Origin of the sequence: Phnomibacter sp. (assembly GCF_036803085.1) — a bacterium.
Taxonomy (GTDB): domain Bacteria; phylum Bacteroidota; class Bacteroidia; order Chitinophagales; family Chitinophagaceae; genus Phnomibacter.
In genome coordinates, this window is sequence record NZ_DAIRUZ010000002.1 from 535,777 (window position 1) to 560,348 (window position 24,572).

Sequence of the window (24,572 nt, forward strand, 5' to 3'; positions counted from 1 at the left end):
AGAAATATTTCACCCCTCAGGCAAAATTTGCCCTGCTGCTTACACAAAACCGGCTTAGAAATCAATGCCGATCCACTTGCGTTTGCTTTTCTCGTACTTCTCAAAATTGAATTGGTACAGCTTTCCCGGGCGGTGTTTTACGTCTTCCTCCAGTTCGCCGGTGTCGATCAAAAAGTCCATGCTGAAAAACTTTTTGCGGAAGTTGCGCCTGTCCAGCTCTAAGTTCAGGATGGCTTCGTACAGGTTTTGAAGCTCCCTAAGCGAAAACTTTTCGGGCAGCAGGTTGAAGCCCAACGGATGTTCCTGAATACGCTTTTGCAACCAGTTATAACAGGCGTCAATGATTTCTTTGTGGTCAAAAGCCATGTCTTTGAGCGACCGAACGTTTTGCCAGTGCAGTTCGTTGTCGGTAATCTGCAGTTCGTGGTGGCGAATATTGAGCAGTGAGCAGTAGGCTACTGTAACTACCCTGCCACCGGGGTGGCGGTTGAGGCTACTAAACGCCTGCACTTGTTTCAGGTACACATCGGTCATTCCTGTTCTTTCCCGAAGCACCCGGTAAGCGGCATCGTCCAGCTCTTCGGTTTGTTTTACAATATCGCCCAGCAGCGACCATTTGCCTTTGTACACTTCCAAATCACTTCGTATGAGCAACACCTTGAGCTTGTTTTCATCAAACCCAAAAATCACACAGTCCACGGTAAGTGGCATTTGCGGATACGAGTGTACCAGTTCAACGGCATCGGCTATTAAATGCGGTGCTGCACTGCCTGCAGCTGGAGTAGAAGTTTTCATGTCAGCAATCTGTTCGTAAAACGGGCTAATATGTTGCGAAGCTAAATTGAATGTGTATTAATTACATGAATTTTCCAAAAGGCAGTTTTTTGCCCCTCTGGTAGCGTGGTAAAAAACAATTGCTGGCTGTTTTGTTATTTCGCTTCACATCGCCTTTTTCAAATAAGGCTTTACCACATCACCATGCAATTATCATCAACAGAAAATATCGCTTTTTATACCCGGCTTACCAGCCAATGGATGCAGCCGGAAACGCTTGCAGATACTACTGCCAAAGCAGAGGAGCTCCGCCAGGTGTTGCGTTTTCATGAGCACCGCTACTATGTGCTGAATGATCCGCTGATAGCAGATGTGGAATACGACATGCTGTACAAAAAACTCCAAGCGGCCGAAGCGGCCAATCCTGATTGGATTACTGCCACTTCGCCTACGCAGCGGGTGGGCAGCAGCCTCAACCAGGGCTTTGAAACAGTAAGCCACCTGGTGCCGATGCTGAGTTTGGAAAACAGCTATGATGCTGATGACCTGCAAGACTGGGACCGCAAAGCCCGTGAAATTTCTGGCCTCAGCACCTTGGAATATTGCATTGAACCCAAGTTTGACGGCGCCAGCATCTCCGTCATTTTTGAACACGACCAGCTCAGCCGTAGTGCCACCCGTGGCGATGGAGTGCAGGGCGATGACATAACGGTAAACTCCCGCCAAATCAGGAACATGCCACTCACGGCAGCCTTCTCCAACTTCGGCATTGAAACCATAGAATTTCGCGGTGAAGTGCTGATGAGCAAGAAAAATTTTGCGGCATACAATGATAAACTGGCCGAAGAAGGCGTACCGCCATTAGCCAACCCTCGCAATGCTGCTGCGGGTTCGCTCCGCATGAAAGACCCCGCAGAAGTGGGCAAGCGCAACCTCGAAGCTTTCTTTTACCACGTGAGCTATACCACGGGCAAAGCTGCAGCCGACACGCCAAATTTGTTTGCGCCAGCAGGCACTCAAGCATTGCCTACTACGCACCAGGGCATGCTGCAAATGCTGTGGCAGTGCGGCTTTCGCAGCCCCGTACAAGAAGTAAAAGTGGTAAAAGGTATTGACGCCGTGATTGAACACTGCGCCTGGTTTGAAGCCCACCGCGATGATCTGCCCTACGAGATAGACGGACTGGTGATTAAAATAAACGATCTGGCACTGCAGGAAAAAATGGGCATGACCACTCACCATCCACGATGGGCCATAGCGTATAAATTTAAAGCACGGCAAGCTACCAGCACCTTGCAGGCGGTAGAGTTTCAGGTAGGAAGAACCGGCGCTGTAACGCCCGTGGCCAAAATAGCACCTGTGCATATTGGTGGCGTTACAGTAAGCAGCATTAGCATACACAACGAAGATTACATACGGGAAAAACAACTCATGATTGGCGACCGGGTACTGGTAGAAAGAGCCGGCGATGTAATTCCGCAAATTGTACGGTCGCAGCCAGAGTTTAGAAATGGCAGTGAACAAGCCATTCGTTTTCCTACCGAATGCCCCGTGTGCAACAGTAGCTTGTTTAAAGAAGAAGGTGAAGCTGTGTGGCGTTGTGTAAATGCCGAATGCCCAGCCCAATCTGTAGAACGCATCATTCACTTTGTGAGCAAAGATGCGATGGATATAAAAAGTTTTGGAGAGCAACAAGTGCGTCGGTTCTACGAGCTTGGATTGATGCAAGACATTCCAGGTTTATACCAGTTAGATTTTGGTAAAATCTCCAGCCTTGATGGTTTTGGCAAAAAATCTATCACTAATCTGGAAAGCTCCATTGAGCAATCGAAGCAACAGCCACTGCACCGGCTGATTTATGCGTTGGGCATTCGCCACGTGGGTGAAACTATGGCCAAAACACTGGCCCGTTCCGTAAAACATTTAATGGAGCTGCAACATAAATCTGTTGACGATTTAATGCAGTTGGAAGACATTGGCCCCAAAGTAGCAGGCAGCATTGTGCAGTTTTTTGGCAATACGCAAAATATACACATGCTGCAGCAACTGGAAGCATTGGGCATCAGTATGCAGGCATCAGAAACCAGCCAACCTGTAGCAGGCAACCTGAGTGGCAAAACCTTTTTGTTTACCGGTACGTTATCTAAATTCAAACGCAGCGAGGCAGAAGCCATGGCAGAAGCCAAAGGCGGACAAATACTGGGTGGCGTAAGCAGCAAGCTCAACTATCTGGTAGTTGGCGAAGATGCCGGCAGCAAACTGGAAAAAGCTAAAAAGATTCCGAGCATCAACATTCTTTCTGAAGATGAATTTCTGGCCATGATGGAAGCTGAATAAAACATCAATACAAACATGTTACAAGCAAGTACCATACAATTTTTACAACAGCTCAAGCTCAACAACAACAAGCCCTGGTTTGATGAGCACCGCAAACAATACGAAGCAGCCCGTGCTGATTTTATTAACCTCAGCAGCGAAGTATTAAAAGGCATTGCCGCTTTTGATGCATCCGTAGCGCATTTGGAAGCGAAGGAGTGCATCTTCCGCATCAACCGCGATGTTCGGTTTAGTAAAAACAAAGCGCCATACAAAACCAATATGGCCATGTACATTTCTAAGGGTGGCAAAAAAGCCATGAATTGTGCTGGCTATTATGTTCACATAGAACCCGGCCAGGCTTTTATGGCTGGCGGTATATGGATGCCGATGGCGCCAGAGCTCAAGAAAATCCGGCAAGAAATTGATTACTCTTTTGTCGACCTGAAGAGAGTACTGCAACACAAAAGTTTTGCCAGTACGTTTGGCGATTTTGAACGAGGAGAAGGCGTTGTACTTTCACGTCCACCAAAAGGGTATGAAGCGGATAATGAAGCCATTGAATACCTGAAACTGAAAAGCTTTATTGCCAGTGCTCCCCTGCCCGATACGTTGCTCACAGACAAAAACATGGTTGCAACGATTGTCAAACAATTTAAAGACCTCTATCCGCTGGTGCAGTTTATCAATCAGGCGCTGGATACAGACGCATAAAAAAGAGGAACCGGTTGGTTCCTCTTTTTATAATGGTTGTACTAAAATCGATTACATAGATTGTTTCAACAAGAGATAGATAATTGCGGCCAGTGCCAAAATCACAATAAAGCCCCACAAGCCAAATAAGGCAACACCAATTGCTGCAGCTGCAACTACCAATAATATGAACAGCCAAGGCGCCATGCCTGCAATCTGATCTTGCTTGTTTCTAAACAAACGATTCAGTTTCTGTTTTGCGGCCATCCAAAATGCCTTACGCATCATGCTGCGGTATTGCTTCCGCATTCTTTTCGACATTGCTGTTCCTGCAAATGCTGCCGTCATAAGTATGGCCATTTCTGCTGAAAAATTATCAGCACCTGATGCAGATTGAGCTGGAGTAACCTGAGTAGAGGCTATGCTGGAATGTGTTGCCATATTGATTAGTTTAACAGAAAGTGAAAGACTGAAAATATTCAATTATTTCCAGTCTTTCATACCATCAATTTACAATAAACCAACTGACTGCAAATGCTCTGCAATTTGCACGGCATTAGTAGCAGCACCTTTGCGCAGGTTATCGCTTACAATCCAACAGTTGAGGGTGTTGGGCTGCGTTTCATCGCGACGAATACGTCCAACAAATGTTTCATCTTTATCGTGGGCATTCAGCGGCATGGGATACACCTGGTTGGCAGGATCATCTTCTACTACTACACCAGGTGCAGCTGCCAGTATAGCCCGTACTTCGTTCAGGTCGAAATCATTTTCAAATTCGATGTTGACGCTTTCGCTGTGGCCACCCATTACAGGAATACGAACTGTGGTAGCAGTCACCCGAATGCTGTCGTCACCAATAATTTTCTTGGTTTCATTCACCATCTTCATTTCCTCTTTGGTGTAGCCATTTTCGAGAAACACATCGATTTGAGGAATCACATTTAGGTCAATAGGGTATTTGTACGCCATTTCGCCTTCTTTTCCTTCCCGTTCGTTCATCAGTTGGTTCACCGCTTTTACGCCAGTGCCCGTTACACTTTGGTAAGTGCTTACCACCACCCGCTTAATGCGGTACTTATCGTGCAGGGGTTTCAACACCAGCACCATTTGAATGGTAGAGCAATTGGGGTTGGCAACAATCTTGTCTTCGGCTGTGAGCACGTTGCCGTTTACTTCGGGCACTACCAGTTTTTTAGTAGCATCCATGCGCCATGCAGAGGAGTTGTCGATAACCGTGATACCAGCTGCTGCAAACTGCGGAGCCAACTGCAATGAAGTGCTGCCGCCGGCTGAAAACAAAGCTACATCGGGCTTAGCGGCAATGGCATCGGCAAAGCCAACCACCTTGTAGGCTTTTCCTTTGAAAACAACTTCTTTACCAATCGATTTCTCGCTGGCTACGGGAATGAGTTCTGTAACGGGAAAATTGCGCTGCTCCAATACCTGCAGCATTTTTGTGCCCACCAATCCTGTGGCGCCTACTACGGCTACTTTCATTTTGTTTTGTGTTTTTAAATGTGATAAACGATGGCTTGTGATACAATGAAAACAGCCTCCCGTTGTTGACGGAAGGCTGTAGTTATATTCTTACACATACACACAGGTTACCTTCCGTCTATTGTCGGTTTCTTGGTACGTTTTGTATGTTTCAAATTCATCATTGTAGCGGCAAAATAAAATTAAAATAATGGCTTCGGCAAAAAAATTACATCGAGCCTCCGGGATAATAGCTGCTGGTGAGAAAATTTTCCCGCACAAATTTTTTGCCTCCCATTATTTCTTGCATGCGTACAAAGCTGAGCTTACCCAAATCGTAACCACTCGTTTTTACAAAGCTTATATCAGGTGTAAAAAGAGTGGGCAAAAAACCATTACTGATGGTAAGCAATTGTATGTCCTTAGGAATTTGCAGTTTGAGGGTATGAATGGCCTTGAGCACACCGCACATAATTTCATCACTCATCGAAAAAATAGCAGTAGGCGTGTTTTTGTTGGCAGCAAAATAATCCAGTACCGCTTGTCTGGCTTCTTCTATATGATCGGCATATACCACCGCCAGTTTCTTTTTGCATTGGTGCTTGTGATAGTAGTCGGTAAAGCCTTCTTCTCTGCGTCGGGTGATTGACAATTTGTTGTTGCCCATTACCAGCAATACATGTTTTGCTGTGGCGGTCAGCAGGTGTTCGGCTGCCATCCAGCCACTTTCATAATCCGCAATACTAACTTTATTAAAAGTATCGTCGGTAGGTACTTTATCAAAAAAAACCAGCGGTATATCAATGGCCTCCAGTTTTTTAAATGGTGTGAGATCGGTGGTTTTGTTGGTAATAGCTACAAAAATACCTGCCACATGATTGTGCCTGCACAGGCGCAGGTTTTGCTCTTCTACTTCGGGATCGTTCATCGATTGTAAAATCATCACTGAGTAGCCTATTCTCCGGGCGTCTTCTTCTACTGCCTGCACAAAAGAATGGTAGAAGAAATTGCTGATTTCCGGCACAATGATGGCAAATACATTTGAGTGTTTCTTGCGAAGATTTACTGCAAAGGCATTGGGCTCATAATCCATCAGCATGGCTAGTTCTTTTACCCTTTTTTTAGTATCTGGCGAAACGTCCGGATGATCCTTTAATGCACGGCTTACAGTCGATATACTCACATTCAGGTGATCTGAAATCTTTTTCAGGGTGGCGTTATTTCTCATAGCAAGTCTTGATAAAAGCTGGTTTGAAGAACCAATTTGGGGAAGTAGTTCTACCCCAAATTAGGATGTTTGGCTTTTTTGCACTGCAATTATTTTCGCAAACATTGCCACAAACGTTTGCAGTCATCGCAAGAATCTTTTATTTGTTTTTCCTCAAGCTTCTGTTAATTTTAAAATAATTTCAAAAGCGAACGACTGCTGCCATTACTGATTACTGCTTGAGATTGCTGCCTGTACCAGGCTTTTTTTCTGGCTTATCCATAATGTGTATCAGGAACACATGTGCCCACCATGTGGCTTTGAAAGTCCAAAAGGCGTTCCATCATTGTTCACATAAAAAAAAGACCAAACAATTCTTGCTTATGAAACGTACAATTGCGCCCCTGCTGCTGGGGCTAATTGCCGGGTTACTCTGCATGTCAGTGCCGGCATTTGCACAAAACAAGACGGTAAGCGGTAAGGTGACAGACGCCCAGGGAGGGGCCAGTCTGTCAGGTGTTTCCGTTATCGTCAAAGGTTCTAAAACGGGTACTTCTACCGATGGTAGTGGTTCCTATTCGCTATCGGTACCAAACGGTGCCACACTGGTGTTCAGTTCTGTAGGGTTTCAAAATGAAGAGGTGGCTGTAGGCGACCGCACTACCGTTGATGTGGTAATGACTGCAATGGCAGGCAGCAACCTCAACGAAGTGGTTGTAGTAGGTTATGGTACCGTTCGTAAGCGTGACCTTACTTCTGCCGTGACTTCTGTAAAGGCTAAAGACTTTAACCAAGGCGTAATGGCTGCCCCGACCAACTGATTCAGGGTAAGGTAGCAGGCTTGCAGGTGGTAACCAACAGCGGTGCTCCCGGTGCTGCTACTACCATCCGCATTCGTGGTAACAGCTCTATCCGTAGCGGCAACAACCCACTGTTTGTAGTGGATGGTATTCCGCTGGATGGTCGTTTGGCCCGCCCTGGCTTTTCTCCCCTTGGCCTCGGTGTTACGCCAGAATCTAACCCCTTGTATTTCTTCAACAGTGCCGATATCTCTGGTATGGAAGTGTTGAAAGACGCTTCTGCCACTGCTATTTACGGTTCTCGTGGTGCCAATGGTGTTATCATGATTACTACCAAGCAGGGTAGCTCTGGCGCTGCCAAGCTGGATGTAAGTTCATCAGTAGCTGTGAGCAGCATTGCCCGCAAGTTTGATGTATTGGATGCTGGCGGCTATCGTAATGCGCTTAAAGCGTACAACCTTACCACTGGCGACCTAGGTGGCAATGCTGATGCCCTCAGCGAAATACTGCGTACTGCTGTTACACAGAACTACAACGTAGGCATTAGCGGTGGTAGCGAAAATGGTAAATACCGCATCTCTCTCGGCTACCTTGGCCAGCAGGGTATTGTAGACAAAACTGATATGAAGCGTTTTACTGTAAACGCTAACGGTCAGTACAAGTTTTTGAAAAGCCGCCGCCTCAGCCTCGACTTCAACGTTTTTGCCGGACAGGCCAAAGAAAACATTGCGCCTATTACCAACAACGCCGGTTTTCAGGGCAACCTGATTGGTATGGCTTTGCAGTGGAACCCCACGCAAAACCTGATGAACACCAATGGTACGCTCAACATTATCCCCGGTTCTACCATTGTAAACCCATTGGCTATGCAGCGTGGCTACACAGACATCTCGAATATTTCGAGCCTGTTTGCTATTGCTGGTTTGGGCTACAAAATTGCTGATGGTTTGGACTACCGTTTCAACGTGAGCCTGAACAGACAAACTGGTGTACGCCAGAGCGAACTGAAGCGTTACATTACCATTGTAGGTGTAGAGGGTTTAGGCCAGGGATATCAGGGCAATACACAAATGAATACCACTGTATTGCAGCATACCCTCAGCTACAACAAAGACCTCACAAAGAAAATCAACATGAACGCTTTGTTGGGTTACGAATATCAGGACTTCAAGTTTAGCGGTGCAGGTACTTCTGCTATTGGTTTTGCCAATGATGATGTGCCTTTCTACAACATTTTGCAAAATGCCCCTGCAGCCAACCGTGCCATCAGTTCTTTCGAAGATCCTGATGCATCACTGCAGTCTTACTTCGGTCGTATTGGTTTCAACTACGACGATCGCTTCATCATCAGCGGTACACTCCGTGCCGATGGATCGAGCAAGTTTGGTGCTAACAATAAGTATGGCTACTTCCCTTCTGGTTCAATAGCATGGAATATTACCAACGAAGAATTCCTGAAGAACAGCAGCAGCATTCAAAACCTGCGCCTCCGTGCTTCTTATGGTTTAACGGGCAACCAGGCTTTCCCTGCAGGATCTGCTCAAACCCAGTATTCGTACCTGCCCAATGCAGGTGGCATTCAATTGACTACATGGGCAAATGCTAACCTGAAGTGGGAAACCACCAAACAGCTGAATATTGGTCTTGACTTTATTTTGGCTAAAGGCCGTGTGTTTGGTAACATTGATTACTTCAATAGGGTTACCAGCGATGTTTTGTTCTCGTTTACAGCCATTCAGCCTGCACCGGGTGCTGTTATTTGGCAGAACATTAAAGATGCTACCATAACCAACTCTGGGTTGGAAGTATCGTTGGGTACCAACATTATTCGCAAAAAGGACCTGAACTGGAATTTTACTGTGAATGCAGCCTTCCTGAAAAATGTGTTTGACAACTACAGCGGCCCGCCAATTTTGACTGGCGAAATTAACGGACAAGGTTTGACTGGTGCATTTGCGCAGCGTAATGAAAATGGTCAGCCGCTTAATGCATTTTACACTCGTCGTTTTCTTGGGTTAGATAAAGACGGTTTGGGTACGTACGCTGGTGGCTCATTAGAAACGCCTGAGTTTGTTGGCGATCCTAACCCTTCTATGCTGTTGGGTTTGAGCACCGATCTGAACTGGAAAAAACTAACTTTGGTTGTAAATATGAATGGTGCATTTGGCCATGAGTTGTACAACAACACGCTGAATGCCGTACTGCCAGTTGGCAACCTGGGCACCCGCAACATTGCTTCTTCTTTGATGAGCCTCAATCCGAGAGAAGCATTGGCTAACCCTATTAAGGCATCTAGCCGATATCTCGAAAAAGGCAACTTCCTCCGCATGGCCAACGTTTCGCTGTCTTACAACCTGGGCAATATTGGTAAGGAAATCAAAAATGCCAATGTGTTCCTAACGGCCCAAAACCTGTTTGTAATTACCAAATTCACCGGTTTTGATCCTGAAGTAAATACAGACAAAAACATTGGCGGCGTTCCTTCGTTTGGTATTGAATACCTGCCTTACCCTGCTGCCCGTACTATTCAGGCTGGCTTCCTGTTTGGCCTTTAATTGTGATTGTAGAACCAAATTAAACAGGAAAAAATGAAACATAATATTCAACAACTAAGTTTGATTGCTGTAGCAGCAGCCTTATTGGGTAGCGGTTGTACCAAACTCGAAGAAGGCTTGAACAGCACCGCTACCAGTGATCAAGCCAACGCATTTATCCAAGCGACTGTGGATCTCAACAGTCTGATTCAGGGTGCCTACGACGGTTTGCAATCAATGCAAACACAAGAATTAGTAACCTCACTGATGGAAAACAGCTCTGACGAATCGCTGGTACCCACCCGTGGTGGCGACTGGGATGACAACGGTGTTTGGCGTGTGATACACACCCACAACTGGAATGCAGACCATCAGCAAGTGCTGAATGTTTTCAACAATCTTTTGCAGCAGGTTTTTAATACTACCAATATCATCGGCCTGGCTCCTACCAGCACTGCTTCTAACAAAGCAAGTATTGAAGCACAAGCAAGATTTCTGAGAGCATTTGTGATGTTTACGGTACTTGATTTGTATGGCCAGGTACCCTTCAGAGAACCCGGTGAAAACCTCTTAAATGCACCCAAAGTGTACAAGGGGTTAGATGGTGTAAACTTTATCATCAGTGAAGTACGTGCCGCAAAAACCAATTTACCAGCTTCAACCGGCCGTGCTACTGCCACCCGTGCTACCAAAGATGCAGCCGATATGTTGTTGATGAAATTGCTGTTGCAAAAAGGCACTTATGCCAACCGTCAGGCACCTACATTTGCAGCAGCCGATATGGCCGAAGTAATCAGCCTGGCTGATGGCATCATCAACTCAGGCCGTTACAGCCTGTCGAACAATGTATGGGACAACTACGCACCCAACAACGGTGCTATTTCTACTGAAAACATCTTCACCAACGAAAACATTGGTGGTGCACGTGGCGGTAACCTCCGTTCTGCGTGGTACAAAACCAACCACTACAATATGAACAAGAGTGGCTGGAATGGTTTCAGCACGTTGGCCGATGTGTATAACAAGTTTGAAGCCGGCGACCAGCGTCGTGGCGTAGCTTATCCTACAGGACTAGCATCTTTACCTAACACAGGCAACCGCATCAACACTGGTTTCCTCGTTGGACAGCAATACGACCTGGCCAACGACACAGCATTGAAAGATCGTAAAGGTGCTCCTTTGGCCTTCACGCCTACTGTAGCTATACAAGAGTCGGGTACCAACCTGGAAGTAACGGGTATTCGTGTATATCGCTACCCTATCGATTATGGCCCTGCAAACGATGGACAGGCCGATAACGACTATGTAATTTATCGGTTTGCAGATGTTTACCTGATGAAAGCCGAAGCACAATTCCGCAGTGGCAACGCCAGCGGTGCTCAAACCACCATCAACTTGGTGCGTGCCCGCCGTGGTGCAACTCCGTTAACCGGCACATTAACCGCTGCCCAAATTCTCGATGAGCGTCAGCGTGAATTCTACTGGGATGGTTGGAGAAGAATGGACCAGATTCGCTTTGGTACTTTCCTTGCTGCCCGTGCCTTGAAGCCTGCCGCTTCTGATCCTAAGTATTTGTATTTCCCTATTCCGAATGCAGCGTTGGCCGTAAACCCCAACCTCACTCAGAACCCCGGATACTAATCGATTGTTCATAAGCATTGTTTTTTTACAGAGCCACCTTCGGGTGGCTTTGTTTTTAAGTAGAAGCGCTTGTGTGTTTATGAACCGGCTACTGTAGATTCATGCTGTTGGCTCCTTATCTTTCAGCCTTGTTCAGTAGCCCCAAGAATTGACTGCTTATCATGATGAAAACTATCTTTCAGGCCTGTGTGGTTTGTGCTGTGCTTTTGACTGTTGCCTGCAAATCATCTTCTACCAAAGAAGCCAATACGCTTTTTAAAAAAATGGATGCGGATAGTACCGGCATCCACTTCACCAATACAATAACCGATAACGAAGAGTTCAACATATTTAGTTATCGGAATTTTTACAACGGTGGTGGTGTGGCCATTGGCGATATCAACAACGATAGCCTGCCCGATGTATTCTTTACTGCCAACATGGGGCCCAATAAACTGTACCTCAACAAAGGCAATATGCACTTTGAAGACATCAGTGAAAAGGCTGGCATAACCGAAACCAACAAGTGGAGCACCGGTGTAGTAATGGCCGATGTAAACGCCGATGGCTGGCTGGATATTTATGTGTGCAATGCCGGCTACGAAAAAGGCCGCAACACGAATAATGCCTTGTTCATCAATAACAAGAACGGCACATTTACCGACAGTGCAGCAGCTTATGGATTAGAAAACGACGGTTACACCACGCATGCCGCCTTTTTTGATTACGATCTCGATGGCGATTTGGACTGCTATATTCTTAACAACAGTTTTATGCCGGTGAATACGCTAAACAACAGCAATCGCCGCGACTTACGGGCCAAAGACTGGCCGGTGAAAGATCAGTTTAAGGGCGGAGGCAGCTACCTGATGCGCAACGATGGCGGCCGCTTTACCGATGTAAGCGAAGCAGCAAATATTTATGGCAGCCTCATCAGCTTTGGCCTGGGCGTAACAGTGGGCGATGTAAACGGCGATCACTATCCTGATATTTATGTAAGCAATGATTTCTACGAAAGAGATTACCTCTACATCAACCAGCAAAACGGCACTTTTCATGAAGAGCTGGAAGACTGGACAGAACACATTAGCCAAAGCAGCATGGGTGCCGACCTGGCGGATGTAAACAACGATGGCTATCCCGACATTTTTGTAACCGACATGCTGCCCGGCGATGACCAACGCCTCAAGACGACAACAAGTTTTGAAAACTATGATGTGTACAACCTCAAACTCAATTTGGGTTTCTATCATCAGTACATGCAAAACACTCTACAGATCAACAACCGCAACGGTAAGTTTACCGATGTGGCGCATTACAGCGGGGTAGCAGCTACCGACTGGAGTTGGGGCGGTTTAATCTTTGATGCCGACAATGATGGCTTTAATGATTTGTATGTGTGCAATGGCATCACCCGTGACCTCACCGATCAGGACTTCATCGACTTTTTTGCCAACGATGTAATACAACGCATGGTACAAACCGGCAGCAAAGACAAAGTGCAGGAAGTGATTGATAAAATGCCGAGCAGGCCACAAAAAAACAAAGCCTTTCGCAACACAGGCAACCTGCGCTTTGAAGATGCCGCTGATACTTGGGGCTTTAGCGATCCATCATTCAGCAACGGTGCCGCCTATGGCGACCTTGACAATGATGGCGACCTCGACCTGATTGTAAGCAACGTGAACGCACAGGCATTTGTGTACCAGAACAACAGCCGTCAGCAAAACCAACAACAATACATTTCGTTTGCGCTGCAAGGAAAAGGCAAGAATACTTTTGCAGTAGGCTCCAGCATACAAGTATTTCAAGGCGATCAAATCATCAGCCGCGAAATCATTCCCAGTCGTGGCTTTCAGAGCAGCATTGATTACAAAGCCGTGATCGGACTGGGCAACAAAGCGGCAGATAGTGTACACATTATTTGGCCCGACAAAACTTTTACCCGCATTATTCAACCAGCTGCAAACCGTACGCACCATATTACGTGGCCAGATGATGCACCGGCTTACATACCACCGGCCCGTAAACTGCCGCCACCGGTATTGCAAGCAGTAGCTACCAACTTCGATAAGCATCAGGAAGACAACTATGTAGATTTTTACATAGAAAGAAACATGCCCATTATGCAGAGCAAAGAAGGGCCCAGAGCTGCAGTGGCCGATGTAAATGGCGATGGCAAACAGGATGTATACATTGGTGGTGCTGCCGGGCAAGCAGGTCAACTGTACATCAATAACGGTTCTGGATTTACGAAGAGCAAACAGCCCGCTTTTGAATTGATGGTTCAGTTTGAAGATGTAGCCACACTTTATTTTGATGCCGATAAAGACGGCGATCAGGATTTAATGGTAGGCAGTGGCGGCAATCATTTGCAAGCAGGCATTCGGGAAATGCAAAACAGGTTGTACCTCAATGATGGCAAAGGCAACTTTACCTTGAAGGCAGACGCTTTGCCTCCGAATGATGGCAATACCAGCAGTATTGTGGTGCTTGATGTTGACAACGACAATAATCCTGATGTATTTGTAGGTAGTAAATGTGCTCCTCAAAATGTAGGGGCTCCTACCCGTCATTATTTGCTGCGCAATACCGGCAATGCAACGTTTACAGATGTAACAACTGAATACTTTCCGCAGGCAGCTACATTGGGCTTTGTGAGTGCCGCCAGTGTAGGCGATATCAACGGCGATGGAAAACCAGAATTGATTACTGTGGGTGAATTTTCATCGGTAAATGCATTCTCTTTTACTAATGGAAAAGCCAGTGTAGTAAGCACCGGATTGGAACAGCAATTTGGCTATTGGCAAAGCATGGCCATTGCTGATGTGGATGGTGATAAAGATTTGGATTTAGTTTTGGGCAACATGGGTGAAAATGGCTACCTGAAACCCTCTGCCAGTGCTCCTATGAAATTATGGTTTGGCGATTTTGACAACAACCAGTTGTACGATAAAATACTTACTCGTACCGTGAATGGTAAAGATGTGCCCGTATTCCTGAAACGTGATTTGACCGATCAGATGCCTTCGCTCAAAAAACAAAACCTGCGGTTTGAAGCTTTTGCCAGCAAGAGCATTCAGGAATTATTTAGCCCAGAGCAATTGGCCAAAGGCAAACAATACACTTGCAACTATGCGCAATCAGCAGTAGCCATCAACAATGGCAGCGGTAAGTTTGCCCTGCAGGCATTGCCCATGCAAGTGCAGCTCTCCAGTGTGCATGCTATTTGTGTAAGCGATGTAAACGGCGACAGTTTTCCGGATATCATTATGGGCGGAAACCAATACGCCACCATGCCGCAGTTTGGACGCTTTGATGCCAGCTTTGGCCATGTGCTCATCAACAATGGTAAAGGTGCTTTCACCTGGATTGAACCTGCCATCAGTGGCATACAAATTCGGGGTGCCATTAAAGACATTCAACCCATTGCCGGCAAAACCATGCAGTACCTGGTGCTGCGCAACAACGATACACCGGTGATGATTCAACGCAATAACAAGCCTGCAAAAAACTAACCTGTTATGATGAAGGCTCGTTCTTTACATGCATTATTGATGGTATTGCTGACAACATTGCTGGCTTGCAAAAGCAAACAGCAAGAAACTACAGCAACCCAATTGTCGTTTACACTCCGTACTACCGATGAAACGGGTTTGCAATTTGCCAACACCCTCAAGCCGACTGCAGATTTCAACATGTTTAACTACATGTATTTCTACAACGGTGCCGGTGTAGCTACAGCAGACTTTAATAACGATGGGTTGCAGGATGTTTTTTTTGCCGGCAATCAGCAGGCCAATAAAATGTTTCTCAATAAAGGCCAGCTGAAATTTGAAGACGTTACAACTGAAGCCCGCATTCCAAACGATGGTGCCTGGAGCACAGGTGTAAGTGTGGTAGACATCAACAGCGACAGCCTGCCCGACTTGTATGTGTGCAGGGCCAGCAACTATGAAATTCTCAAAGGCAAAAATCAGTTGCTGGTGTGTAAAGGCATCAACAATGGTGTGCCTGTATACGAAGATGAAGCGGCTGTTTACGGGCTCGACTTTGCCGGACTAAGCACACAAGCTGTTTTTTTTGACTACGACATGGATGGCGATCTGGATATGTTTTTGCTGAATCATGCGCCGAGTCACGTAGGCAGATTTGCGCAGCGCAGTCAGTTTCTCAATACCTACGATGACATTAGCGGCGACCGCCTGTATCGCAGAGATGGCAACCGGTATACGGATGTGACCAAAGAAAGCGGCATCAACAGCAGCGCCATTGGTTACGGGCTCGGTGTGGCCGTGAGTGACATCAACCTCGATGGCTGGCCCGACATTTACGTGGGCAACGATTTTCATGAAAACGATTACCTCTACATCAACTCCGGCAATGGCAAGTTTGTAGATGAAATTGAAATGCGCACCATGCATACCAGCCAGTTTACCATGGGTGTGGATGTGGCCGATGTAACCAACGATGGCTTTCCGGAAATCATCAGCATGGATATGCTGCCCGCCGATCATTACATGCAAAAGCGAAGTCTTGGTGAAGACAGCTACGACATTTTTCAAATGAAACTGAGCTACGGGTATCACCCGTTTTTTACCCGCAACAATTTGCAACTCAACCGGCGCAACAATCTCTTTAGCGAAGTGGGTTTGTACAGCGGCATAGCAGCTACCGACTGGAGCTGGAGTTGCCTCTGGACCGACTTTGATAACGATGGTTGGAAAGACTTATTCATCAGCAATGGCATTCCGAAAAGATTGAATGATATCGATTGGGTAAACTTTATTTCCAACGATAACATGCAGCGCAAGATGAGCAGCAATCAACTCACCGACAGCGACTTTGCCGTGATAGATCGCTTCCCCGAAATAAAACTGCCCAACTATTTTTTCCGTAACACCGGCGATGCCAAATTCAACAATGAGTCATCGGCCGTAAGCAACAGCAAACCCACTTTTAGCAATGGTGCTGCGTATGCAGATTTTGACAATGATGGTGACATCGACATGGTAGTGAACAACATTGCAGATGCCGCCATGCTCTATGAAAATACCTTGAGTGAAGACAAGCGTAAACAGCATGCATCATTGGTATTGAAAGGTGCACCCGGTAATGAAAAAGCGTATGGTGCCAAGTTGGTATTGTATCAACAACAGCAAATACGTACGTACGAAAAGCAGCCTGTGCATGGCTACATGAGTTCGATGGATGTACCGCTGCATGTGGGGCTGAATGGCCCTGTTGATTCGGCCCTACTCATTTGGCCCGACAGAACAGTGCAACGCATCCAACTAAAACCCGGCGAGCAAATCATACAATGGCAAGCAGGTTTGCCGCGTTTCAATTTTACACAACTCTCCGGTGCGTTCTCCAATCCGACTTTTCCTGTTGAAGACCTAACGGTATCATCGGGCTTGTGGCACGTTCATACAGAAAACCTATTTCAAGAATTTAACAGGGAGCAACTCATCCCACACATGACCAGCACCGACGGCCCGGCATTGGCTGTAGGCGACCTCACGGGTGATGGTTTGGATGATGTTTTTTTTGGTGCATCCCGTGGTTTTAAAAATGCGTTGTTTATACAGCAGGCCAATGGTCGGTTTGTGCCTTCGCCACAAGTAGCATTGGCAGCCGATAGCATGTGCGAAGATGTAGATGCCTGCATGGCCGATGTGAATGGCGATGGTAAAAAAGATTTGATTGTGGCCAGTGGCGGCAATGAGTTTTATGGCACTTCTCCCATGATAGCACCACGGGTGTATTTGAATACAGGCAATGGCTTGCAGAAAAAAGAAGATGCATTCAACAATGTGTTTTTGAATGCGGGCAGCATGGCTTCTGCCGACTTCAACGGCGATGGAAAAATTGATTTGTTTATTGGTGGCAGGTGCGAACCTTTTGCCTATGGCAAAACACCCCGCAGTTATTTGTTGCAAAATGATGGCACCGGAAAATTTACCGATGTAACAGCAACAGCAGCACCTGACCTCGCCACAGCAGGCATGGTAACACATGCCCGCTGGGCAGACATGACCGGCGATGCACAACCCGATTTGCTCATCAGCAGCGAATGGCAACCCTTGCAGATGTATGTAAACAACAAAGGCAAACTCATGAAGCAACTCATTGGACCCGAAACCGGGTGGTGGAATATGATGTTGCCTGTAGATGTAAATACAGATGGTCAGCCCGATATTATTGCCGGCAATCTGGGTCTCAACAGCCGGCTTACGGCCAGCAGCAATCAGCCCCTGCGTATGTACGTTACAGATGTAGATGGCAACGGCACCACCGAGCAAATTCTCACCTACTATCTCGATGGAAAAGAAGTACCCTTTGCGGCCAAAGATGAATTGCAACGCCAGCTGCCCATCTTGAAAAAACAATACCTCTATGCCGAAGATTTTGCCAAGGCCAATTTGGCTGACATCTTTCCGAACAATGCATTGAGCAAAGGCCTTCAACTCTCCGCTACCTCGCTGGCCAACAGCTTGTACCTGAGCAAAGGCAAAGGCCAATACGAGGCTGTTGCATTGCCGTGGTTGGCGCAATTGAGTTGTTATAAAGATGCCTGTGTAGTGGATGCCAATGGCGATGCACTTCCCGATGTGTTACTGGTGGGCAACTTCTATGACAACACGATGCAACTCGGTAGAAACGATGCCGACTTTGGCACCCTGATCATCAACGAAGGCAAGGGAAAGTTTCGTTGCGAGTTGCTCAATGGAATGATTGTAGCCGGCGAAAGCAGAAAAATATTGCCCATCAAAGTTGGCGGCAGGCAGGCCTTTGTTATTGCCCGCAACAACGCCCCGGCCGTACTCATGGCTTTCGGCAATCGGTAAGCGTTATTTTTTATTGATTGCTGCATGTAAAGTATGTCACCCCTTCGGGGTTGGTGGTTTACATAGACGGCTCTTGTCTACAATCATGCCATCCCTTCGGGATTAAATACAAATGGCTGTAAAGTGTCCCGGTCTTATGGCATAAGAAGATTGACAGGAAAATGGGTAAGAAACAATTATGCTTTTATCTATTATCACTGAAATGCAATTACCATCGGTCAACCCCGAAGGGGTGCTATGATTGTAGCACTAAAATCACACTTGGAGATTCAAACCCCGAAGGGGTGATAGGATTATAGAAATCGAATCACAACATGCAAATCAAACCCCGAAGGGGTGACAAGATTATAGAAGGAATAGCAAAATGAACTTCAAACCCCGAAGGGGTGACATAACTAATCCAACCAGTCGAATAAATATCTTTCGTTGTAGGCTACCTCAAATTTTTGAAGAAAATCAAGGTACTCATCCTTGAATGTTTTCTTCTTATGATGCTCTTCTTGATTGGCGATGTATTTATATACCTGTTCAATTTGAGAATGGGCATAAGAAAATGCACCGTATCCCTCTTGCCATGAAAATTTACCTTTAAGAAATTGTTGATCATTGATAAAATTGGAAGAATTGTTCTTAATATCTCTCACCAAATCTGATATACACATGATGGATTCAATCCTACAAAAACATGAACATGGTCTGCCACACCATTCACGATGATTGGTTTCTGGTTTTTCCCCTTGATGATTCCAGCTATAAACTTGAAGACTTCATCACGCCAAGGTTGTTGCAACAGATTTTCTCTGCCCTTTACTGCAAATACATACTGAATATAAATCTGAGAAAAAGTGCCCGCCATATTTTCCAATGATTTCTTGACAGTAAGATAATCCATTAGAAAATAATGATGCCTAAGTGAATGTTGAACTCAATTTACTTTTATGGTAATGGGGCAAACACCAAAATTTGATATGGCACTATTCCATAATGGGAAAATATACCCGTGTTCGCCATGCACTGCTATCGGTGGTAAGGCGGTTGTTGAGCAACATTTCGTAGGGTATACCGGGCATCATGCGGTTGTAATCTGCCACATGCTGATACATGGCTGCAAAGCAGGCACGAATTTGTTGCTGGCCACCTGCTACCTCCGCCGTCAGGTTGTTGCCCAACACCATGCGTTTGGTTTTATACACCGGATGTTCGGGTAACCTTTTGTTCACCGGCAGAGCTACCTGTGTTCTGTATGATTGTCCATCGGTTTGTACAAACAACATGGGCGGATTGGTGAAGCCTGCACCGTTGGATGTAGCAAATTTTTCCAACTCAGCCAGCTGCGCATAAATCATCGGAAGGTCAGGCCGCGAAGCGGTTTCAAAAGATTTGGTCACCACAATGCTGTCAGTCATTTGGCCTTTTACAATATTGAAACCGTAAGCTTGCTGTGTGTTTTCCAGATAAGCTTTTAGCTGTGTAGCCAAGTGTTGTTGTGCAGCTTGCAAAGCTGCTGCATGATTGCGCTGCTGCCAATGTTGCCAAAACCAGTTGCTGGCAGGCAATGGCGTTTCCCAATTCAGAATCACAGAATCATTACCCAACTCCACCAGCAATATTTGCGACAGCGTATCCAGTGCTTCGTGTTTTACCCGCAGTACTACCTGCCCCATGCCAGCCATTACCGGTTTCATGTCAACAGCATTTGGCGTAGCGGTAGTGGTTTGTATTTTTTGCCAAATGGCGGTGTCGCCCAACAAGCGGTTGGCGGCGGCAGCACTTACTTTAAAAGAAGCTTGAGTCGTTACATTTTTAGGTGCAGTCCAAACAAATTGCAACAGCAATACCAGCACTAACAGCAACACACTTACAACGATGATTCCTTTTTTCATACAACAATCAACAAACGATTTAATTCAACAGCAACATTTTCGAATGTCGAATATACAATGCTGCATGGTTGCGTATGCGGTTCTCATTGGGTTGCTGTCTTCAAACCTTTGCAGTGAACAATATCTTGTTTGTAAAGAACAGCCAATTCGTTTTACAGAAAACCGTTGTATTACTTTAGCAACTGAACCAGTTATTGCTTGCTATGAAAAAATTACTGCATGCCGCTACGGCCTTGTTGTTGTTTGCTACCAACAGCCAACCGTTGGCTGCACAAGACCCTTGGAAAATTTCGGCCAATAATATTCAGGCTTCCAATTACTACGGTATTACGGCTGCCAATGGCATGATTGGTATTGTGAGTGCTCCGGAACCTTTCAAGGTAAAAGACGTAGTGCTGGCCGGTGCTTACGATACCTATGGCCGTGGCAGGGTGAGCAATTTCATCCCCAGCTTCAACCTGCTGAACATGCGGGTTGAAATTGATGGCCGCAGCATTGATGCCAACAACATCAGCAATTTTACCCAAGAGCTCAACATGCAGCAGGCGGCTTTTACCGGCAGGTTCGATCATGCCGATAAAGCCAGCATCAGCTACACGTATTATGCCTTGCGTCATTTGCCATACACCGTGTTGATGGACGTCACCATCACCCCAAAAAAAGACATTCAACTGGGTGCCGCCAGTGTAATGGCAGCGCCGGATTTGCTGAAAGACGTACAGAACTATTACAACGAAATCGACCGGCCGCATGTGGTCATTTCATTGCTCACCTCATCGGCCCAAAGCCCCACGGGTAAAATGCAAATGTGTGCCAGCAACAGTTTCATTTTTAGTGAAACGCATGGCCACGAACCACGAGTGATTCATGAAATGTGGGACAACAACATGCACCTGATGAAGTTTAGCAAAACGCTGAAAGCCGGCGAAACCTATCGCTTCTCCATCACAGGTTCTTCCATCACTTCGGCGCATCACGATGATCCGCTGAATGAAGCGGAACGCCTCACCATTTTTGCTAAACTCGAAGGCCGCGACCGCTTGTTGCAGCGCCATTTACAAGCATGGCAAGAGCTATGGAAAAGCGATATTCAAATTGAAGGCGATGCACAAAGTCAGCAAGACATTCACAGCATGTTGTATCACCTGTATTCTTTTACCCGTGAGGGTACAGCACTCTCTCCATCGCCCATGGGCCTGAGCGGACTGGGCTACAACGGCCACGTGTTTTGGGATACCGAATTGTGGATGTATCCTGCATTGCTGGTAATGCAACCCGCCATTGCCAAGAGCATGGTGGAGTACCGTTTTAAAAGATTGGAAACGGCCAAACGCAATGCTTTCAGCAAAGGGTACAAAGGCGCTATGTTTCCTTGGGAGAGTGCCGAAACAGGCGTAGAAGAAACACCGGTGTGGGCACTCAGCGGTCCGTTTGAACAACACATTACTGCATGTGTAGCCATTGCTGCATGGAATTATTACCGTGTAACGCAAGATAAACAGTGGCTACGAGAAAAAGGCTGGCCCATCCTGAAAGAAACGGCCGACTTCTGGGCATCGAGAGTAGAGCGAAACGGGCCCGGACATTACGACATCAACAATGTAGTAGCTGCCGATGAGTGGGCCGAAAATGTAAACAACAATGCTTTTACCAATGCCGCGGCCAAAGCCAATTTGCAGTTTGCCACACAAGCAGCTGCATTGCTGGGCATACCTGCTAACAATGACTGGGCACAGGTGGCCGCCAACATTCCCATCCTGCGGGAAAATGGTATTACCAAAGAACATGAAGCGTACAAAGGTGAAGGCATCAAGCAGGCGGATGTAAACCTGCTGGCCTATCCGCTGAAAGAAGTAACCGACCCGAAGCAAATAAAAGCCGACCTCGACTACTACAGTGCCCGGGTACCCAACGAGGGTACTCCCGCCATGACGCAAGCCGTATTTACGCTGCTGCATGCCCGCCTCGGAAATGCCGACAAAGCCTGGTACTGGTTTAAAGATGCGTACCTGCCCAACCTCAATCCGCCCTTCAGAGTGATAGCCGAAACCAAGGGCGGCACCAACCCTTATTTTGCTACCGGTGCCGGCGGCATTTTGCAAAGTGTACTCATGGGTTTTGGTGGATTAGAAATAACTGACAACGGGATTGTGCAACAAAAAGGCTTGCTGCCATCCCATTGGAAAAGCCTTACCATTACTGGCGTTGGACCCAACAAACAAAGTTTTGTAGTGAAGTAAAAATGCCAGCAACAAAATCGGGCTTGCTACTGATAAAAAACCTATTTTGCTTTTAATTGAAACGACTAGCTGCCATAGGAATATTGGGCATACTACTGTTTAACAGTGTAGGCTATCAGGGGCTCACCCGTTGGTTGCAGCACCGTGCCGATGTGCAGTCACAAGCTCGTATTGATGAAGGCCAATTTGCACCGGAGGAATTGATTGAGATGAGTGTTGCCATGGACATTCCATACGCCACCAATTGGGGCAACTGGGAGCACTTTGAAGGTGATGTGGTGATTGATGGCATTCATTACCGCTATGTAGAACGCAAGTTGGAAAACGGCCGCATGTATGTTCGCTGCCTGCCCAATACACAAAAGCAAACCGTACTCAATGCACGGGATGCCTTTTTCAAACTGGCTTACGATGCCGACCATGCCGGCAACAGCAAAAAATCAACCTCGATTTTCGTTAGCAATTACATAGGCGACTACGACGATGCCAGCAATCAATGGTCGCTGGCACATTGGGTAGCAGCCCAACATTCGCCCATCGCCAAAGAGCCGGCCAGTCATCAACAACTGGTTATTGGCAGCATCATTATTCCTCCGGAAAGCCAATCTTAATTATGTTTTGCTTTTTGCCGGCTGTCTACTTTGCAGCGACCCGATGCATTGTGTAATGCATCAACATTTCTTGTTTTATTCTACTATCGATCCCGACATTATGAAAAAGCTTTTTGGCGGAGTACTGGCCATTGTGTTCTTGGCAAGCTGTACTTCTTCTTCTACTGAATATAAAAGTTACCTGAGCAATCCGCAACTGTTTAGCCAGGTGGTATACGAGCTCAACAGTGTGGTAATGGGCAATAACTTTCCACCCATTGTAGCATCACGCAACTACAGTTATGCTTCCATTGCTGCATACGAAGTAATAGCAGCGGGCAACCCTGCCAGATTCAATTCTCTTGCAGGTCAAATCAATGATCTCACCGCCATGCCCAAACCACAAGGCGATAAAGTGAATTTTGAACTGGCAGCTATCTTAACTTTCATGCAAGTAGGTGAAGCCGTTACTTTTCCTGAAGGCAGCATGAAAGAGTACCGCGACAGCATATTGCAGGTAGCCCGAGACAAAGGATTGCCCAAAGAAGAAGAAAAACAAAGCGTAGCATTTGCCGATACCATTACCAAAGCACTTATTGCCTGGAGCAAGGGCGACAACTATGCCAAAACAAGAGGTGCACAAAAGTACACGGTGATGGATGTGCCCGGCCGTTGGGTACCCACACCACCTATGTATGCCGATGCTGCCGAACCCAACTGGCGCATGATTCGTACGTTGGTGATGGACAGTGCCAACCAGTTTACGCCACCACCACCGCCGCCTTTTAATATGAACGATAAAAATGGCCCCTACTACAAACAAGTAATGGCCATTTATGATAGTAGCAAAACAATGACCAAAGAACAGGAACACATTGCCTGGTTTTGGGACGACAACCCTTTTAAACTGAACGTAAGCGGCCACGTCATGTTCAGTACCAAAAAGTTTTCGCCTCCCGGCCACTGGATGGGCATTGTGGGCATAGCTGCGCAACAAGCAAAAGTAGATTTTGCCGAAACCGTGTATGCATACGCCATTACGGCCATTGCCAATTTTGATGCATTTATCCAATGTTGGGATGAAAAATACCGCAGCAACTATGCAAGGCCCGAAACAGTCATCAACAAATATGTTGATCCGGAATGGCGGCCATTATTGCAAACACCGGCCTTTCCCGAGTACACCTGTGGCCACAGCACCACCAGTGCTGCTGCCGCCGAAGTATTAACAAAAGTGTTTGGCGACAACTTCGCCTATACCGATACTACCGAACTGGAATTTGGCATTGACAGCCGCAGCTTCAAATCGTTCCGACATGCTGCGGAAGAAAACAACCTGGCCCGTTTTTATGGTGGTATTCACTTTCATCCTTCGTGCCTGGTAAGTACCGATTACGGCAAAAAAGTAGGTGAGCTGGTAGCAACCAGGCTCAACATGAAAAAGTAAGTTTTACAGAAAACAAACGGGTGCAATGCGCTATTGGCACAAACTGTATATGTAGCTTACATTAATAAGCATAACATATATTAAGGCACACAACGCACATGTATGTATGCCCACCATCATCATGTATCGGCCATCTTG

The 24,572-nt window shown here is 46.4% G+C and carries 15 protein-coding genes and 1 pseudogene; 10 read left to right on the forward strand and 6 right to left on the reverse strand.

Annotation, left to right across the window (positions count from 1 at the left end):
• Positions 1-54: 54 nt before the first annotated feature.
• A complete protein-coding gene (locus V7Q13_RS06065; protein WP_333799785.1) occupies positions 55-795 on the reverse strand; it encodes an NUDIX hydrolase in 741 nt (246 codons plus the stop codon).
• 183 nt (positions 796-978) lie between these two features.
• On the opposite strand from V7Q13_RS06065, the gene ligA reads away from it, so the two are divergent.
• Together ligA and V7Q13_RS06075 are read left to right on the forward strand one after the other, a co-directional pair.
• On the forward strand, positions 979-3,111 hold the full coding sequence (gene ligA, locus V7Q13_RS06070) for an NAD-dependent DNA ligase LigA (protein ID WP_333799786.1): 2,133 nt from the start codon (positions 979-981) through the stop codon (positions 3,109-3,111).
• A 15-nt stretch (positions 3,112-3,126) separates the two neighbouring features.
• A complete protein-coding gene (locus tag V7Q13_RS06075; RefSeq protein ID WP_333799787.1) occupies positions 3,127-3,804 on the forward strand; it encodes a DUF2461 domain-containing protein in 678 nt (225 codons plus the stop codon).
• A gap of 51 nt (positions 3,805-3,855) precedes the next feature.
• Here the strand turns inward: V7Q13_RS06075 and V7Q13_RS06080 are convergent, their stop codons facing one another.
• From V7Q13_RS06080 to V7Q13_RS06090, 3 genes are all read right to left on the reverse strand, one after another.
• Positions 3,856-4,224 (reverse strand): hypothetical protein, encoded by a 369-nt coding sequence (locus V7Q13_RS06080; RefSeq protein WP_333799788.1) that lies wholly within the window; start codon positions 4,222-4,224, stop codon positions 3,856-3,858.
• A gap of 69 nt (positions 4,225-4,293) precedes the next feature.
• On the reverse strand, positions 4,294-5,283 hold the full coding sequence (locus tag V7Q13_RS06085; RefSeq protein ID WP_333799789.1) for an aspartate-semialdehyde dehydrogenase: 990 nt from the start codon (positions 5,281-5,283) through the stop codon (positions 4,294-4,296).
• Positions 5,284-5,491: 208 nt separating this feature from the next.
• A complete protein-coding gene (locus tag V7Q13_RS06090; RefSeq protein WP_333799790.1) occupies positions 5,492-6,490 on the reverse strand; it encodes a LacI family DNA-binding transcriptional regulator in 999 nt (332 codons plus the stop codon).
• Positions 6,491-6,852: 362 nt separating this feature from the next.
• Here V7Q13_RS06090 and V7Q13_RS06095 point away from each other — a divergent pair, with 362 nt between their 5' ends.
• The 5 genes from V7Q13_RS06095 (at position 6,853) to V7Q13_RS06115 (ending at position 18,274) form a co-directional block, all read left to right on the forward strand.
• Positions 6,853-7,290 carry a carboxypeptidase-like regulatory domain-containing protein gene (locus V7Q13_RS06095; RefSeq protein WP_333799791.1) on the forward strand — a complete coding sequence of 146 codons (438 nt, stop codon included), beginning with the start codon at positions 6,853-6,855 and terminating at the stop codon, positions 7,288-7,290.
• Between the two features lie 26 nt (positions 7,291-7,316).
• A complete protein-coding gene (locus V7Q13_RS06100) occupies positions 7,317-9,824 on the forward strand; it encodes a SusC/RagA family TonB-linked outer membrane protein (RefSeq protein WP_333799970.1) in 2,508 nt (835 codons plus the stop codon).
• Positions 9,825-9,857: 33 nt separating this feature from the next.
• On the forward strand, positions 9,858-11,444 hold the full coding sequence (locus tag V7Q13_RS06105) for a RagB/SusD family nutrient uptake outer membrane protein (RefSeq protein ID WP_333799792.1): 1,587 nt from the start codon (positions 9,858-9,860) through the stop codon (positions 11,442-11,444).
• A 161-nt stretch (positions 11,445-11,605) separates the two neighbouring features.
• Complete coding sequence (locus V7Q13_RS06110; RefSeq protein ID WP_333799793.1) at positions 11,606-14,941, forward strand: VCBS repeat-containing protein; 3,336 nt, start codon at positions 11,606-11,608, stop codon at positions 14,939-14,941.
• Positions 14,942-14,947: 6 nt separating this feature from the next.
• Positions 14,948-18,274 (forward strand): VCBS repeat-containing protein, encoded by a 3,327-nt coding sequence (locus V7Q13_RS06115; RefSeq protein ID WP_333799794.1) that lies wholly within the window; start codon positions 14,948-14,950, stop codon positions 18,272-18,274.
• 395 nt (positions 18,275-18,669) lie between these two features.
• On the opposite strand, the pseudogene tnpA reads toward V7Q13_RS06115, so the two are convergent.
• Positions 18,670-19,166: pseudogene (gene tnpA / locus V7Q13_RS17415) on the reverse strand (IS200/IS605 family transposase).
• Positions 19,167-19,248: 82 nt separating this feature from the next.
• Positions 19,249-20,157, reverse strand: coding sequence for a hypothetical protein (locus V7Q13_RS06130; protein ID WP_333799797.1), 909 nt, complete (start codon positions 20,155-20,157; stop codon positions 19,249-19,251).
• A gap of 203 nt (positions 20,158-20,360) precedes the next feature.
• On the opposite strand from V7Q13_RS06130, the gene V7Q13_RS06135 reads away from it, so the two are divergent.
• The 3 genes from V7Q13_RS06135 to V7Q13_RS06145 all read left to right on the forward strand — a co-directional run bounded on the left by V7Q13_RS06135 (position 20,361) and on the right by V7Q13_RS06145 (position 24,434).
• Positions 20,361-22,397 carry a glycosyl hydrolase family 95 catalytic domain-containing protein gene (locus V7Q13_RS06135; protein ID WP_333799798.1) on the forward strand — a complete coding sequence of 679 codons (2,037 nt, stop codon included), beginning with the start codon at positions 20,361-20,363 and terminating at the stop codon, positions 22,395-22,397.
• A 56-nt stretch (positions 22,398-22,453) separates the two neighbouring features.
• The gene (locus V7Q13_RS06140; protein WP_333799799.1) at positions 22,454-23,008 is read left to right on the forward strand and encodes a hypothetical protein; all 555 of its coding nucleotides are present in this window, start codon (positions 22,454-22,456) and stop codon (positions 23,006-23,008) included.
• 100 nt (positions 23,009-23,108) lie between these two features.
• The gene (locus V7Q13_RS06145; protein WP_333799800.1) at positions 23,109-24,434 is read left to right on the forward strand and encodes a vanadium-dependent haloperoxidase; all 1,326 of its coding nucleotides are present in this window, start codon (positions 23,109-23,111) and stop codon (positions 24,432-24,434) included.
• The last annotated feature ends 138 nt before the right edge of the window (positions 24,435-24,572 follow it).